The 15104-nt window shown below is 74.5% G+C and carries 15 protein-coding genes; all 15 read right to left on the reverse strand.

Annotated elements, in window-relative coordinates:
- Positions 1-42: 42 nt before the first annotated feature.
- Positions 43-474, reverse strand: a complete 432-nt coding sequence (locus FB00_RS10400) for a DUF2752 domain-containing protein (RefSeq protein ID WP_047232844.1) — start codon at positions 472-474, stop codon at positions 43-45.
- Positions 475-485: 11 nt separating this feature from the next.
- Positions 486-1007: a DUF4190 domain-containing protein gene (locus FB00_RS21070; RefSeq protein ID WP_052877582.1), complete on the reverse strand. Its 522-nt coding sequence runs from the start codon at positions 1005-1007 to the stop codon at positions 486-488.
- Positions 1004-1255 carry an HGxxPAAW family protein gene (locus FB00_RS10410; protein WP_047232845.1) on the reverse strand — a complete coding sequence of 84 codons (252 nt, stop codon included), beginning with the start codon at positions 1253-1255 and terminating at the stop codon, positions 1004-1006. Before FB00_RS10410 ends, FB00_RS21070 begins: the two co-directional genes overlap by 4 nt.
- A 109-nt stretch (positions 1256-1364) precedes the next feature.
- Positions 1365-2018, reverse strand: coding sequence for a Trp biosynthesis-associated membrane protein (locus FB00_RS10415; RefSeq protein WP_047232846.1), 654 nt, complete (start codon positions 2016-2018; stop codon positions 1365-1367).
- Positions 2015-3592 (reverse strand): anthranilate synthase component I, encoded by a 1578-nt coding sequence (locus FB00_RS10420; protein ID WP_047232847.1) that lies wholly within the window; start codon positions 3590-3592, stop codon positions 2015-2017. The genes FB00_RS10415 and FB00_RS10420 overlap by 4 nt, the downstream gene beginning before the upstream one ends.
- The gene (hisI, locus tag FB00_RS10425) at positions 3589-4038 is read right to left on the reverse strand and encodes a phosphoribosyl-AMP cyclohydrolase (protein WP_047232848.1); all 450 of its coding nucleotides are present in this window, start codon (positions 4036-4038) and stop codon (positions 3589-3591) included. Before hisI ends, FB00_RS10420 begins: the two co-directional genes overlap by 4 nt.
- 84 nt (positions 4039-4122) lie before the next feature.
- A complete protein-coding gene (locus FB00_RS10430; RefSeq protein ID WP_047232849.1) occupies positions 4123-5982 on the reverse strand; it encodes an ABC transporter ATP-binding protein in 1860 nt (619 codons plus the stop codon).
- Positions 5979-7892 (reverse strand): ABC transporter ATP-binding protein, encoded by a 1914-nt coding sequence (locus tag FB00_RS10435; protein ID WP_082141214.1) that lies wholly within the window; start codon positions 7890-7892, stop codon positions 5979-5981. The genes FB00_RS10430 and FB00_RS10435 overlap by 4 nt, the downstream gene beginning before the upstream one ends.
- Before the next feature lie 290 nt (positions 7893-8182).
- A complete protein-coding gene (gene hisF / locus FB00_RS10440; RefSeq protein ID WP_047232850.1) occupies positions 8183-8953 on the reverse strand; it encodes an imidazole glycerol phosphate synthase subunit HisF in 771 nt (256 codons plus the stop codon).
- Complete coding sequence (locus FB00_RS10445; RefSeq protein WP_231581800.1) at positions 8950-9984, reverse strand: FKBP-type peptidyl-prolyl cis-trans isomerase; 1035 nt, start codon at positions 9982-9984, stop codon at positions 8950-8952. The genes hisF and FB00_RS10445 overlap by 4 nt, the downstream gene beginning before the upstream one ends.
- 13 nt (positions 9985-9997) lie before the next feature.
- On the reverse strand, positions 9998-11359 hold the full coding sequence (gene pafA / locus FB00_RS10450; RefSeq protein ID WP_047232851.1) for a Pup--protein ligase: 1362 nt from the start codon (positions 11357-11359) through the stop codon (positions 9998-10000).
- Positions 11360-11366: 7 nt separating this feature from the next.
- Complete coding sequence (prcA, locus tag FB00_RS10455; protein WP_047232852.1) at positions 11367-12146, reverse strand: proteasome subunit alpha; 780 nt, start codon at positions 12144-12146, stop codon at positions 11367-11369.
- On the reverse strand, positions 12143-13078 hold the full coding sequence (prcB, locus tag FB00_RS10460) for a proteasome subunit beta (protein WP_082141206.1): 936 nt from the start codon (positions 13076-13078) through the stop codon (positions 12143-12145). Before prcB ends, prcA begins: the two co-directional genes overlap by 4 nt.
- A 19-nt stretch (positions 13079-13097) precedes the next feature.
- Positions 13098-13298: a ubiquitin-like protein Pup gene (locus tag FB00_RS10465; protein WP_047232853.1), complete on the reverse strand. Its 201-nt coding sequence runs from the start codon at positions 13296-13298 to the stop codon at positions 13098-13100.
- 152 nt (positions 13299-13450) lie between these two features.
- Positions 13451-15088 (reverse strand): depupylase/deamidase Dop, encoded by a 1638-nt coding sequence (dop, locus tag FB00_RS10470; RefSeq protein ID WP_047232854.1) that lies wholly within the window; start codon positions 15086-15088, stop codon positions 13451-13453.
- Positions 15089-15104: the final 16 nt, after the last annotated feature.

A 15104-nucleotide genomic window follows, 5' to 3' on the forward strand; every position in this document is an offset into this window, starting at 1 on the left:
GCCCAGCCCCCGAGACGACCGCCGCGGGGCTGCCCGACCGTCTCAGACCGCCACCGGGCCGAGCCACGGGACGAGGGCGGGCACGTTCCGCAGGACGCCGAAGAGCACGAGGACACCCAGCGAGACCCACGCGAGCCAGGCCGGAAGGCGGGGAGCCGGGCGCCCGCGCCACGCCCGGACGAGCCACGTGGCCCACAGCGCCACGAGCAGCGGCGCGACGAGGACCCACAGGGGGTTCATCGACCAGGCGGAGGCGAGGTCGAGGTGCACGAGGTCGTGCGTGGCCCGCAGGCCTCCGCACCCCGGGCACGCGAGGCCGGTGAGCGCCAGGAGGGGGCACGTGACGTAGTGCCCGGGGCGGTTCGGGTCGACGAGGCCGACGTAGGCCGTCGCCGCGGCGACCAGGGCGCCCACCGCGAGCGGGGCCTGCGCCGCGCGCGGGACCCGTCGACGTCGCACGGCCTCGGACGTCACGTGCGCACCCGTCAGTACTGGTCCGGGATGGTGCCGACCCAGGCGAGGAAGGCCGGGAAGAAGAGGAGCAGGAGCAGGACGCCGACGACCGACAGCCCGATCGCGACCCAGCCGAGGATGATCCCCGCCGTCGCCATGCCGTCGTTGTCCGCCTGCCCCTCGGCGACCGCGCGCTTCGCGGCGTTGCCGACGATGACCGCCGGGATGCCCGTGACGAAGCCGCAGCTCAGCACGAACGCGGCGATCCCCAGCACGAGCGACCAGATGGCCAGGCTGTTCTTGGGGTAGTACGGCGGCGCCCCGTAGGCACCCGCCGGGTACTGCTGTCCGGGGTACTGCTGCTGCCCCGGGTACTGCGGTTGCGCCGAGTACTGCGGTTGCGTCGGGTACTGCGGCTGTGCCCCGTACGGGGCTCCCGCGGGGTCGCCCGTCGGGTGCTGCGAGCCGCCGGGCGCCGACGAGCCGTACGGCGCCTGCGACCCGTCCTGCGGGCCTGCGGGGTCGTACGGGCCGGGTCCCGGCGGCTGCGTCACCGCGTGGCCTGCTTCTGGCCGTAGCCCGCGTTGCGCAGCACGAGCCCGCCGATCAGCGCGACGGCCACGACGCCCATGCCGACCCAGAACAGCCAGACGGCGGCGATGACCACCCCGATCGCGGCCACGAGGGACCCGACCATGATGCCGATCATCGTGAACCACGCGGCGACGGTGTGGCCGTGGTTCGTGGGCGGTGCCGCGGGCGGCAGGTAGGCGATCTCGGTGGTCTGCTGGTTCTCGGCCATGAGGGTCGTGCCTTTCGTCAAGATGTGGTCAGAGCCTATCGGACCGGGCCGGTGCCCGTCCCCCCGCACGGCCGCGGCTGGCGGCGACGCGAGCGGGTGCCCGTGCTGCTCAGCGGTCCGTGGGGTCCTCGCCGCGGGACAGCGCGTCCCACGCGTCGTGGTCGGTGAGGTCGTCGGGGGCGGGGGGCTCCGTGGCCCGGGACCGGTCCGGCCGCTCCTCGGGCACCGCCGTCCCCGCTGCCGGGGCGGCGGGCGTCGTCGCGCCGGACGCGCGCTCGTGCCGGGTCGAGGCGCCCGCCCACGACCGCGAGCCGACGGCGACCCAGACCACCGCGAGCACCGTGAGGACGCCGAGCGCGGCGGCGAGCCAGGGCGCGACGGTCAGGTCGACCGGGGCCGTGAGCTCCGTGACCCCCGTCGCGTCCGCGACGGCCGAGCGCGCGCTCGGCTCCGGGTCGAGCGCGACGCCGAGCGCGGAGACGGTCGCGACGACGCCGCTCGCGGCGGCGACGGCGAGCACGACCCAGCGGCCGACCCGGCCGACCAGCCCGAGGGCGAGCGCGGCGGCGACGAGCACGAGCGCGGACGCGCTCACCCCGGGCGCGGCCGACGTCCCGGCGACGGTCACCTCGACCTCCGGGTCGAGCGCCGTCGCGCCGGTCGTGCTCAGCCAGGTCGGCACGGCCGTCGCGAGGGTCGCACCCCCGAGCAGGAGCAGGACCCAGATCGCGGTGCGCCGGCTCGGCCCGGCCGGCCGGCTCATGCCAGCCCCCGCAGCCGCGCAGCGACCTGGACGGCCCGGACCGCGGCGGCCGCCTTGTTGCGCGACTCGGCGTACTCCAGCGCCGGCACCGAGTCGGCGACGATCCCGCCGCCGGCCTGGACGCTCGCCCGACCGTCGCGGATCAGCGCCGTCCGGATCGCGATGGCCATGTCCATGTTCCCGTCGAAGTCGAAGTACCCCGCCGTCCCACCGTAGATCCCGCGCGACGCAGGCTCGAGCTCGTCGATGAGGGCGATCGCCCGGGGCTTGGGCGCGCCCGAGAGCGTGCCGGCCGGGAACGTCGCCCGGAACGCGTCGAGCGCGGTCGCGCCGTCGCGCAGCGTCCCGACGACCGTCGAGCACAGGTGCATGATGTGGCTGAACCGCTTGGTCGCCATGAACTCGACGACCTCGACCGACGTCGGCTCGCACACCTTGACGAGGTCGTTGCGCGACAGGTCCACGAGCATGATGTGCTCGGCGAGCTCCTTCGGGTCCTGGAGAAGCTCCTCCCCGAGCGCCACGTCCTCCTCCGGGGTCGCGCCGCGAGGCCGGGATCCGGCGATCGGGAACGTCGTGACGCGGCCGTCCTCGACCTTCACGAGGGTCTCCGGGCTGGACCCGACGACCGCGAAGTCCCGCCCGTCCGCGTCCGTGAGCTGGAAGTAGTACATGTACGGGCTCGGGTTGATCGTCCGCAGCGCGCGGTAGACGTCGAGCGGGTCCGCCGGGCAGTCGAGGTCCAGGCGCTGGGACAGCACCACCTGGAACACCTCGCCCTCGCGGATCGCGTCCTTGCCCGCGACGACCGACGCCTCGAACTCGTCGCGCGTCGAGCGGAACTCGAGCGCGGGCTCGGCGGCGTCCGACGCGACGACCGACGCGACGTGCGCACCGCCGGCCACCAGACGCGCCTGCATCGCGTCCAGGCGCGCGACGGCGTCCGCGTAGGCCTCGTCGACGCGCTCGTCCGTGTCGTCGAAGTTGATCGCGTTGGCGACGAGCCACACGCTGCCCTCCGCGTGGTCGACGACCGCGAGGTCCGTCGCGAGGCACAGCGTGAGCTCGGGCACGCCCAGCTCGTCGGGCGCGTCCGACGGCAGGGTCGGCTCCCAGTGCCGGATCACGTCCCAGCCGATCGCACCCGCCAGGCCGCCCGTGAGCGGCGGCAGGCCCTCGACCGCGGGCGTGCGGAGCACGTCGAGCGTCGCCTCGAGCACCTCCACGACGTCCCCCTCGAGCGGGACCCCTGCCGGCACGTCGCCGGACCAGACCGCACGGCCGTCGCGCGCCGTGAGCGTCGCGCGGGACGCGACGCCGACGAACGAGTACCGCGCCCAGCGGCCGTCCGACTCGGCGGACTCCAGGACGAACGTCCCCGGCCGTCCCTGCGCCAGGGTGCGGTACAGCCCGACGGGCGTGACGTCGTCGGCGAGCACGCGCCGAACCACCGGGACCACCCGTCGGGACGTGGCCAGCGCGCGGAAGCCGTCGAGCACGGGCCACGTCGCGCCCCACGCGGGACCGCCCGCGGGGACGGTGGTGGTCTCGGCCGGGTCGACGGTCGCGCTCACTGGTTCTCCTCCTCAGGATCAGGGTCGGGCGTGGTCGAGGGGTCGACGGTGCCGGGAGGCAGGTCACCGACGACGGCGCCCAGGTCTCCCCCGGCCTCGAAGCACGTGCGGGTGCCGGTGTGGCACGCGGCCCCCACCTGGTGGACGCGCACGAGCAGCGCGTCCCCGTCGCAGTCGAGCGCCACCGAGCGCACGACCTGCACGTGGCCCGAGGTGTCGCCCTTGCGCCAGTACTCCTGGCGGGAGCGGCTCCAGAACGTCACGCGACCGGTCGTCAGCGTCCGGTGCAGCGCCTCGTCGTCCATCCAGCCGAGCATGAGCACGTCACCCGTGTCGTGCTGCTGGACGATCGCGGCGACCAGGCCCGCGTCGTCGCGCTTGAGGCGCGCGGCGAGCCGGGGGTCGAGCGCGGAGACGGTCGTGGGTCCGGTCGTGGAGTCGGGCACCCGAGAATCCTGCCAGACGCCGCGGCGACCTCGGTCCCCCGTCTCGCCACCGTCACGAGTCGTCGCACCAGGCCGGCCCGCGGCTCAGCGGGTCTGGGAGACCCAGGCGTCGTGCATGCGGGCGTAGACGCCGCCGGCACGCGCGAGGTCGTCGTGGTGGCCGACCTCGACGACGTGGCCCGCGTCCACCACGACCACGAGGTCGGCCGCCTCGGCCGTGGAGAGCCGGTGGGCGATGGTCAGCGTGGAGCGGCCCGCGGTGAGGGACGCGAGCGCTCGGGCGATGCGGACCTCGGTCGCGGGGTCGACGGCGGACGTCGCCTCGTCGAGGACGAGCAGGTCGGCCTCGGCGAGGTAGGCCCGCACCAGGGCGACGAGCTGCCGCTCCCCCGCGGAGAGCGACTCGCCGCGCTGACCGACCGGGGAGTCGAGCCCGTCGGGCAGGTCCGCGACCCAGTCGGTGAGCCCGAGCCGCTCGACCGCGGCCTCGATCCGCGCACGGCGCGCGGCGTCGGGCTCGTGCTCGGCGTCGCCGCGCAGCCCGTACGCCACGTTGTCCGCGAGCGTGCCGTCGAAGAGGAAGCCCTCCTGGGGCACGAGCACGACGCGCTCGCGCAGGGACTCCACGGCGAGGTCGCGCAGGTCGGTGCCGTCGAGGAGCACGCGCCCCGCGGTCGGGTCCATGAGCCGGGTGACGAGCTTCGCGATCGTCGTCTTCCCGGAACCGGTCGCGCCCACGACCGCGACGGACGCCCGCGCCGGGAGGTCGAGGTCGACGTCGTGCAGCACCTCCGGGCCGTCGGGGTAGGCGAACCGCACGCCCTCGAGCCGCACGTGGGCGGGGCCACGCGGGCTGCGCTCCCCCGCGTCGCCCTTGTCGACCACCTCGACGGGCGTCTCCAGGACCGCGAGGACCCGCCGCCAGCCGGCGACGGCGTTCTGGAGCTCGTTGAGGATCTCGGTCGCCATCTGCACGGGGCCCGTGAAGAGCTGGACGAGGAAGAGGAACGCGAGGAGCTGGCCGACCGAGATGTCGCCGGCGACCCCGAGGTAGGACCCGACCACGACGACGACGGCCAGCACGAGGTTCGCGACGAGCACGCCGCTCGAGAAGACGACGGCGACGAGCTTCTGCGCCCGGACCATCGCGCGCCGGGTCGCGTCGACCGCGGCGTCGACGCGCCGCGCGGTGCGGGCGCCCGCGCCGTACGCGCGGATGGTCTCGGCGCCGACGATCGACTCCGAGATGGCGCCGAGCATCCCGCCGACGCGCGCCCGGACCTGGGTGTACGCGTCGTTGACGCGGGCCTGCGCGGGGCGCAGGACGAGGAACAGCGGGACGAAGCACGCCCAGACCACGAGCGTGAGCTGCCACGAGTAGACGGCCATGAGGACCGTCGCGACGCCGATCTGGAGCACCGAGACGAGCAGCATGATGCCGCCCCACTGGACGAAGAGCGAGATGGTGTCGACGTCGCTCGTCACGCGCGAGACGAGCGACCCGCGCCGCTCGGTGTTCTGCGTGAGGACGGAGAGGTCGTGCACGTGCCGGAACGCCCGTACGCGCAGGCCGGCGAGCCCCGCCTCGGTCGACCGGAACAGCCGGACGTTGACGAAGGCCGAGCAGAGGCCCGCGAGGACGATGACGACCGCGGCCACGCCGACGAGCACCGCGACGCGGGTCGTGTCCGGCCCGCCGTCGGCGAGCACGCCGGTGTCGACGGTCTGCTGGACGGTCACCGGGACGACGACGCGGCCCAGCGCGGCCGCGACCGCGAGCCCGAGCGTGATCCAGATCCCGTCGAGGATCTGCGGCGACACCTGGACGCCTCGGCGCAGGGTGGCGAGGACGCCCAGCGAGCTCGCGGAGGCGATCCGGGCTTCGGCCGCCCGGCCCGGCGCGCCGGCCGGCGCCGGCCGCTGCGTGGTGGTGGTCCGGCTCATTCCTCCAGCGCCCCCGTCTCGACGTGCCGCACGACGTCGTCCTCCTCGATCTCCTCGCGACGTGCGAGGTCGTCCTCACGACGGCCCTCGTCGCGCTCGTCGCGCCCGTCCTCGGCCGCCTCCCGGGCGGTGTCGTCGGTGGCGTCCGCACGCTCCTGCTCGCGCCGCTCCGCCTCGCGCGCGTACGCGGTCGCGAGCTCGCGGTACCCGGCGTCGCGCGCGAGCAGCTCGTCGTGCGTCCCGATGTCGACCACGCGGCCCGACTCCACGTGCACGACGACGTCCGCGAGCGCGACGCTCGACATGCGGTACGCCACCATGACGACGGTCGGTCGGTCCACCCCCTCGCGCGCGAGACCCGCGAGGATCTGCTGCTCGACGCGCGGGTCGACCGCGGACGTCGCGTCGTCGAGGACGAGCAGGCGGGGACGGCGCACGAGCGCGCGCGCGATGGCGAGCCGCTGGCGCTGGCCGCCCGACAGGTTCGCCCCGCGCTCCCCCAGCGGCGCGTCCAGGCCCTCCGACAGCCGCGCGACGACGTCGTCGACGCGCGCCAGGCGCAGCGCCTCCCAGACCTGGTCGTCGTCCGGGCCCGGGTCGCCGTCGTCGACGAGCGTGACGTTCGCCCGCACGGAGTCCTCGAAGACGAACGCCTGCTGGGCCACGAGCGCGACCTGGGACGTCAGGTCGGTCTCGCGCACCTCGCGCACGTCGGTGCCGTCGAGCAGGACTCGCCCGCGCGTGGGGTCGGAGAGCCGGGCGAGCAGCGACACGAGCGTCGTCTTGCCCGCGCCCGTAGGGCCGACGACCGCGACCGTGGTCCCGGGATCGACCCGGAGGTCGATCCCGTCGAGCAGGGTGATCACGCGTCCGCCCGCGCGGACGTCCACACCGACGCCCTCGAGGCGCGCGCCCAGACCGGAGCCCACGCCGGGGAGTCCGCCGGTCCCGGGACGCAGCACCCCGCCGGCGTCGACGACGCGGCTGATGCGCTCGTAGCCGACGAGGGCCCGCGGGAGCTCGCCGAGCACCCAGCCGAAGGCCCGGACCGGGACGGCCATGATCGTGAGCAGGTAGGCGGCGGTGACGATGTCGCCCGCCGCGACACCGCCCGACGTGAGGCGCACGGTCCCGACGGCCAGCACGAGGAGGGTGCCGAGCGAGGGCAGGAGCTCGATGACCGGGTCGAAGAACGCGCGCACGACGCCGACCCTGACGTTCGCGGCGCGCAGCTCGTCGGTGCGCTCGGCGAAGCGGCGCTCCTCGCGGTCCGCGGTGCCGAGCGACGTGACGAGCAGGGCGGCCTCGAAGCTCTCGTGCGCGACGTCCGAGACCTCGGCCCGGAGCTGCTGCGCGCGCGTGATCGCGGGCGACATGTAGCGCTGGAAGACGATGTTCACGGCGATCGCGACCGGGATGACGACCATCGCCGCGCACGCGAGCCAGACGTCGACGCGGAAGAGCATCACGGCGGCGACGCCGATCATGACGACGACGCCGAGCGCGAACGGGAGCGGGTTGAACACGCCCGTCGCCGCCTCGACGTCGGAGTTCGCGTTCGACAGGAGCTGGCCCGCGGGGTGCGAGCGGTGCCACGACATGGGCAGGCGCAGGTACTGGCGCGTCACCGCCGTGCGGTGCCGCGCCTGGAGCGCGGCGTACCCGTTGCCGGCGAAGATGCGGCGGGCCGCGACGCTCGCCGCGAGCGAGACCGCGATGCCCGCGAGGACGAGGCCCGCGACCCAGATGCGGCCGCGCGCGGCCTCGTCGCCCGCGAGCGCCGGGACCACGACCTCGTCCGTCGCGGTGCCGATCGCGCTGCTCACGGCGACGGTGAGCGCTCCGAAGAGCGCGGAGGACCCGATGGCCAGCGCGTACGTGCGCGGCTCGTCGCGGATGCCGCGGCCCATGAGGGCGAGCGACCGGCGCACGCGGGACCCGGTCAGGGCGTGCGGGCGGCGGACGGTCGGCTCGTCGGGGAGCAGGTCCCGGGGCGGGTCGGGCCGGTCCGTCGGAGCCGGCAGGTCGGTCGGGGCGGGCTGGGCGTCGGCGCCGGTGGGGCGCGTCCTGCTGCCGGGCACGGGACGGTCCTCGTCTTTCGTTCAGGGAGTTGCACGATCCTCTCATGCAGCCCTGACAGGGCCCGACGGTATTCCACGGCGCGACCTGGTCGGGCCCCGCAGGCCCGCGCGCGGCCCGCTCAGCGCACCTCGACGCCCTGCGCGCGCATCGCGTCCTTGACCTGGGCGACCGTCAGGGCGCCGAAGTGGAAGACGCTCGCGGCGAGCACGGCGTCGGCCCCGGCGCGCGCCGCGGCCACGAAGTGCTCGGGCGTCCCGGCGCCCCCGCTCGCGACGAGCGGGACCCGGACCTCGGAGCGCACCGCGGCGAGCATCTCGAGGTCGAAGCCCGCGGTCGTGCCGTCGGCGTCCATGGAGTTGAGGAGGATCTCGCCGGCCCCGAGCCCCGCGGCGCGCGCGGCCCACTCCACGGCGTCGATGCCCGTCCCCCGGCGCCCGCCGTGGGTCGTGACCTCGTACCCGGACTCCGTGCGCACGTCGCCCGTCGTGCGCCGCGCGTCGACGGACAGGACCAGCACCTGGCTGCCGAAGCGGTCGGCGATCTCGGCGATGAGCTCGGGGCGGGCGATCGCCGCCGTGTTGACCCCCACCTTGTCCGCGCCGGCGCGCAGGAGGCGGTCCACGTCCTCCGCCGAGCGCACGCCGCCGCCGACGGTGAGCGGGACGAAGACCTGCTCGGCGGTGCGCCGCACGACGTCGTACGTCGTCTCGCGGTTCCCCGAGGACGCCGAGACGTCGAGGAACGTCAGCTCGTCCGCACCCTCCGCGTCGTACCGGGAGGCGAGCTCGACGGGGTCGCCCGCGTCGCGCAGGTTCTCGAAGTTCACGCCCTTGACGACGCGCCCTGCGTCGACGTCGAGGCACGGGATCACGCGGATCGCGACGGTCATGAGGACTCTCCTTGGTCGGCGGGCGCGTCGCCGGTCGTGTCGGTGCCGGTGCCGTCGGCGCCGCCCTCGGCGGCCTCCTCCGCGGTCACCGGGAACTGGGCGTCGAGGATGTCCACGACGTAGACGAGCGTCTCGCCCGCGAGCGGGTTGGCCGTCTCGCCGTAGGCGAGGTCGGGCGGGACGACGAGCAGCACCTGGCTGCCGACCGACTGCTCGAGGAGGCCCTGCTCCCAACCCTCGATGACCTCGCCGATGCCGATCATGATCGACAGCGGCGCGGCGCCCTCGGCCCACGTCGAGTCGAAGACCTCGCCGTCGGACCAGCGCACCCCCGTGTACCGGACGGTCACGACCTGCCCCACCTCGACCTGGCGGCCGTCGCCGCGGACCAGCGGCTGCACGACGAGCCCCGCGGGTGCGGCCGTCTCGGGCGGGATCGTGACGCTCGGCGCCCCGTCCTCGGCGAGCGACACGGTCGGCAGGCCCTCGACGGGAGCGACCGCCTCGCCCGACGCGCGCGTCGGCAGCACGTCCACGACCAGCGCGACGGGGACGCCGTCGTCCTCCTCGAGCCGCAGGAGGCGCGCGCCCACCCGCTGCCCGCGCAGGAGGTCGCGCAGGTCGCGCCCGATCGACTCGTCCGTCAGCGCGCGCCAGCGCGGGGCGTCGGTGTACGTGTTCTGCAGGACCGTCCCGTCGCTCACGTCCTGCGCGTAGAGGTTGAGCAGGAGCGGCCCGCCGTCGACGAGCTCGGCCCCGGCGCCCGGCCACACGACCTCCGAGGTCGCCTCGGGGACGTCGAGCGGGGCACGGTACTGCAGCTCGGGCGGCGCGCCCGATGAGCCGATCACGGTGAGGTCGGTGTTCAGCGGCGTCGGGGTCGCGTCCTCCGGCTCCGTGCACGCGGCGAGGACCACGGTCGCGACGAGCGCCACGAGCAGCACGAGCGCCGCGCGGGCCGCGGGCGCGCGACGACGGACGGGCCGGGCGCCCCGCACGGGGCGCCCGGCCGCGAGGGCAAGGTTCGTCACATCACGTCCCGCGTCACATCGACTCGATGAGGCGTTCCACGCGCTCGTCGACGTTCCGGAACGGGTCCTTGCACAGGACCGTGCGCTGCGCCTGGTCGTTGAGCTTGAGGTGCACCCAGTCGACCGTGTAGTCCCGGCGCGCCTCCTGCGCGGCGCGTACGAAGTCGCCGCGCAGCTTGGCGCGCGTCGTCTGCGGCGGGACCGCCGTCGACTCGAACACCTCGAGGTCCGTCGTGACGCGCTCGACCATGCCGCGCGCGGCGAGGAGGTTGTAGAGCCCCTCGGTGCGCGAGATGTCGTGGTACGCGAGGTCGAGGCGCGCGATCCGCGGGTCGTCGAGCTCGAGCCCGTGCTTGGCCTGGTAGCGCTGGATCAGCCGGTACTTGATGACCCAGTCGAGCTCGCGGTCGACCAGCGAGAGATCGCCCGTCTCGAGCGCGCGCAGCCCCCGCTCCCACAGGTCGAGGACCTGCTTGACGACCGGCGTCGGAGAGACGTCCTGCTCGACGAACTCCTTGACGCGCTGGAGGTACTCGCCCTGGAGGTCGATCGCGGTGACCGTCCGACCGCTCGCGAGCTGGACGGGCTGCTTGCCGGTCATGTCGTGACTGATCTCGCGGATCGACCGGATCGGGTTCTCGAGCGCCAGGTCGCGCACCGGCACGCCCGCCTCGACCATGCGCAGGATGAGGTCGGTCGAGCCGACCTTGAGCATCGTCGTCGTCTCCGCCATGGACGAGTCGCCGACGATGACGTGGAGGCGCCGGTAGCTCTCGGCGTCGGCGTGCGGCTCGTCGCGCGTGTTGATGATCGGGCGGGACCGCGTCGTCGCGCTGGAGACCGCCTCCCAGATATGGTCGGCGCGCTGCGACAGGCAGTACACCGCGCCGCGCGGCGTCGCGAGGACCTTGCCCGCGCCCGTGAGCACCTGGCGGGTGATGAGGAACGGGACGAGCACGTCGGACAGGCGCGAGAAGTCGCCCTGGCGCCGCACGAGGTAGTTCTCGTGGCACCCGTACGAGTTGCCCGCCGAGTCGGTGTTGTTCTTGAAGAGGTGGATGCGCCCCGGCAGACCCTCGTGCTCGAGGCGCTGCTGCGCGTCGGCGACGAGGCCCTCCAGGATCCGCTCCCCGCCGCGGTCGTACGCGACGAGCTGGTGCACGTCGTCGCACTCGGCCGTCGCGTACTCGGGGTGCGAGCCGACGTCGAGGTACAGGCGCGACCCGTTGCGCAGGAACACGTTGGACGAGCGCCCCCACGCGACCACCTTGCGGAACAGGTAGCGCGCCACCTCGTCCGCCGACAGCCCCCGGCCGTCGTCGGACGCGCACGTCACGCCATACTCGGTCTCCAGCCCGAAGATCCTGCGGTCCATCGCGGTCCTACCCCTCGTCCGTCGCGGGGCCGGCGCCCGTCGCGTCGCCCGCGTCGTCGGTCGCGGCGTCGGCGGCCGCCGCCGGGTCGTCGCCGTCCGCGAGGAGGTCCTCGAGCGCGCTCCCCGAGATGCGGCGGAACGCGCGCCGTGGGCGCGTACGGTCCAGGACGGCGACCTCGAGCTGCGCGGCCGGGATGGTCCGCACCTCGTCCCCGTCGCTCCCCGCACCGAGCGCGCGCACGGCGAGCCGCAGCACCTCGGCCAGGCCGAGGCCGGGCTCCCACGCGTCCTGGAGCACGCGTCCGAGCTGGTCGGCCTGCCCGCCCATGACGACGACCCCCTGCTCGTCGGCGACGGAGCCGTCGTAGGAGATCCGGTAGAGCTGGTCCTGCGCCGAGGTACGCCCGACCTCCGCGACGACGAGCTCGACCTCGAGCGGCTTGGACTCCGTGGTGAACACCGTGCCGAGCGTCTGGGCGTACGCGTTCGCGAGGCCGCGCGCGTTGACGTCGGTGCGGTCGTAGGAGTACCCCCGCAGGTCCGCGTAGCGCACGCCCGCGACCCGCAGGTTCTCGAACTCGTTGTACTTGCCCACCGCGGCGAACGCGATGCGGTCGTAGATCTCCGAGATCTTGTGCAGCGCGCGCGACGGGTTCTCCGTGGCGAACGCGATCCCGTCCTCGTACGCGAGGACCACGACGGACCGGCCGCGCGCGATGCCCTTGCGCGCGAAGTCCGCCCGGTCCTTCATGAGCTGCTCGGGCGAGACGTAGAAGGGCATGTTCACTCGGCGTCACCTCCCGACGCGGGGCCCTGCGACAGGTCGTGCGGCTGGTCGTGCGGGACCGCCTCGGCGTTCGTCACGGCCGGTCGCCGACGCGGCACGCCCGTCCCGGACCGCTCGGCCACGATCTGCTCGACGACGGCCGCGAGCTCGTCGTCGGGGACGCGCTCGTACCCGGCCTGCGTCACGACGGCGACGACGGGCCAGATACGACGCACCGGGTCCGGGCCGCCCGTCGCCGAGTCGTCGTCCGCCGCGTCGTACAGGGCCTCGACCGCGACGCGCACCGACGCCTGGCGGTCGAGCTCGGTGCGCCAGAGCTTCTTCAGCGAGCTCCGCGCGAACACCGAGCCGGAACCCACCGAGTGGTAGGCGCGCTCCTCGTACCGGCCACCGGTCACGTCGTAGGAGAAGATGCGGCCGCCACCGCGGTCGAGGTCGAACCCGGCGAACAGCGGGACCACCGCGAGCCCCTGCATCGCGAGGCCGAGGTTCTGCCGGATCATCGTCGACAGGCGGTTGGCCTTGCCGTCCAGAGAGAGCAGCGAGCCCTCGATCTTCTCGTAGTGCTCGAGCTCGAGCTGGAACAGGCGCACGAGCTCGACCGCGATGCCCGCGGTCCCCGCGATCCCGACCGCCGAGAACTCGTCCGCCGGGAAGACCTTCTCGATCTCGCGGTTCGCGATCATCGAGCCCATCGTCGCGCGGCGGTCCCCCGCCATGACGACGCCGCCCGCGACGCCCTCGGCGCCGAACGTGAGCGCCACGATCGTCGTCGCGTGCGGCGCGTCGGGCGCGACGCCCCCGGACGTGTGCGCGGCGGCGCGGTGCGACGGCAGCAGGTCCGGGGCGTGCCCGGACAGGAAGTCCAGGAAGGACGACGACCCGGGGGTCGTGAACGCGTCGGGCAGGCGCCCTGGCTGGTCCGTGCTCATCGGGTTGCCGTCACCCTTCCTACTCGCCGCCCTTCTGGACGAAGCCCCGGACGAAGGACTCCGCGTTCGTCTCCAGCACCTCGTCGATCTCCTCGAGGAGCGCGTCGACCTCCGCGTCGCGCGACTGCGCCTGCGGCGCGACCGGGACCTCGGGGCCCTCCGGCTCGTCGTCGGGACGCCGGTCCTCGTGCGACGCGTGGGTGCGTTCGGTACCCGCCATGGCTGCCTCCTCGTCCGTCGGCACGGTGCCGCGCCGACGCTCTGTCCGTTCCAACCCGCTCGGGGCTCGCGCCCTTCCCGGCCCTGCTCGCACGCGGCGCCCGTTCCGCGTGGGGCGGGGCGCCGTCGTACGTCCAGCCTAGTCGCCGCCGCTCACGACGGGCCTGCCAGACCCGCCAGGAGCGCCGCCGCGTCCGGGCTCGCGTCGAGCAGCGCACCGATGTGCGCCCGCGTCCCCCGCAGCGGGTCCATCATGGGGACCCGCTGGAGCGACGGCGCGCCCGGCACGTCGAAGATCACGGAGTCCCAGCTCGCGGCGGAGACCTGGTCGCCGTAGCGCGCCATCACCTCGCCGCGGAAGAACGCGCGCGTGTCCTCCGGCGCATGGTGCACGGCGGCGCCGACCTCGCGCTCGGTGACGACGCGGTCGACCGCGCCCGCCGCGAGGAGCCGGTGGTAGATGCCGCGCTCGGGGCGCACGTCGGACCACTGGAGGTCCATCGCCGCGAGCCGCGAGTGGCCCCAGTCGAGGCCGTCGCGCTCGCGCAGGCGGTCGAGGAGGCGCAGCTTCGCGACCCACTCGACGTCGCGCGCGCACGCGTCGCGGTCCGTCCCGAGGCGTTCGAGCACCGAGGCCCACCGGGCGAGCACGTCGCGCGTGGGCGCGTCGAGGCCGGCGGTGCCGGCGAGCCGCTCCGACGCCTCCGCGGCCACCGCGAGGTACTCGCGCTGGACCTCCAGCGCGGTCAGCTCGCGCCCGTCGGCGAGGGTGAGCCGACGCGTGAGGTCCAGGTCGCGGCTCACCCGCTGCACGTCCGCGACCGGGTCCGCGAGCCGCAGGGCGGCCAGCCGCGCCCGCACCCGCGGCCCCAGCTCCTCGAGGTGCTCGACGACGAACAGCACGAGCGACGTCGTGCCCGTCTTGAGGTACGTCGCGGTCTCGAGCATGTTCGCGTCGCCGATGATGAGGTGCAGCCGGCGCCAGCGCTGCCGGTCGGCGTGCGGCTCGTCGCGCGTGTTGACGATCGGGCGCCGCAGCGTGGTCTCCAGCCCGACCTCGGCCTCCACGTAGTCCGCTCGCTGCGAGATCTGGAAGCCGTGCTCCTCGCCCGTCGGGCCGAGGCCGACGCGCCCCGAGCCGGCGAACACCTGCCGGGTCACGAGGAACGGGGTGAGCATCTCCACGAGCACCCCGAAGGGGACGTCCCGGTCCACGAGGAAGTTCTCGTGCGTGCCGTAGCTCGCGCCCTTGCCGTCGACGTTGTTCTTGTACAGCACGACGGACCCGCCCGGCACCTGGTCCAGCTCGCGCGACGCCGCGAGCATCACGCGCTCCCCCGCCACGTCCCAGCACACGACGTCGTGCGGCACCGTGACCTCGGGCGAGGAGTACTCCGGGTGCGCGTGGTCGACGTACAGCCGGGCACCGTTCGTGAGGATCACGTTCGCCGCGCTCGGGTCGTCGTACTCCTCGGTCGTCGGGCGCGCGACCTCCTGGAGCGAGCCCTCGGACGCCGCTCCCCCGGCAGGCTCCGCCACCGGCCCCGACGGCGCGGGCCGGGCAGGGTCGTCGGTGAGCAGCGACGGGTGGGCCGAGGCGCGCGGGACGTGGAAGCCTCGCGCATCCTGGAGCGGGTCCTCGTCGTCGTAGTCCCAGCGCGCCCGGCCCCGGGCTCCGTCGCTGCGCGCGGCGAGCGCCCGGTAGGTGGTGACGACCTGGCTCGACATCAGCATCGGGTTCGCCATCGGCTTCCCCGGCTGCAGGACGCCGTACTCGGTCTCGATCCCCATGACCCGTCGAACGCTC

Origin of the sequence: Cellulosimicrobium funkei, assembly GCF_001019615.1 — a bacterium.
In the GTDB taxonomy this organism is placed as follows: domain Bacteria; phylum Actinomycetota; class Actinomycetes; order Actinomycetales; family Cellulomonadaceae; genus Cellulosimicrobium; species Cellulosimicrobium cellulans_E.

Bases quoted from the DNA above. Each gene is read 5' to 3' on its own strand.
- FB00_RS10410 (WP_047232845.1), bottom strand. From the start codon at position 1,255: ATGGCCGAGAACCAGCAGACCACCGAGATCGCCTACCTGCCGCCCGCG.
- FB00_RS10415 (WP_047232846.1), bottom strand. From the start codon at position 2,018: ATGAGCCGGCCGGCCGGGCCGAGCCGGCGCACCGCGATCTGGGTCCTG.
- FB00_RS10430 (WP_047232849.1), bottom strand. From the start codon at position 5,982: ATGAGCCGGACCACCACCACGCAGCGGCCGGCGCCGGCCGGCGCGCCG.
- FB00_RS10435 (WP_082141214.1), bottom strand. From the start codon at position 7,892: ATGGGCCGCGGCATCCGCGACGAGCCGCGCACGTACGCGCTGGCCATC.
- hisF (WP_047232850.1), bottom strand. From the start codon at position 8,953: ATGACCGTCGCGATCCGCGTGATCCCGTGCCTCGACGTCGACGCAGGG.
- pafA (WP_047232851.1), bottom strand. From the start codon at position 11,359: ATGGACCGCAGGATCTTCGGGCTGGAGACCGAGTATGGCGTGACGTGC.
- prcB (WP_082141206.1), bottom strand. From the start codon at position 13,078: ATGAGCACGGACCAGCCAGGGCGCCTGCCCGACGCGTTCACGACCCCC.
- FB00_RS10465 (WP_047232853.1), bottom strand. From the start codon at position 13,298: ATGGCGGGTACCGAACGCACCCACGCGTCGCACGAGGACCGGCGTCCC.
- dop (WP_047232854.1), bottom strand. From the start codon at position 15,088: ATGGGGATCGAGACCGAGTACGGCGTCCTGCAGCCGGGGAAGCCGATG.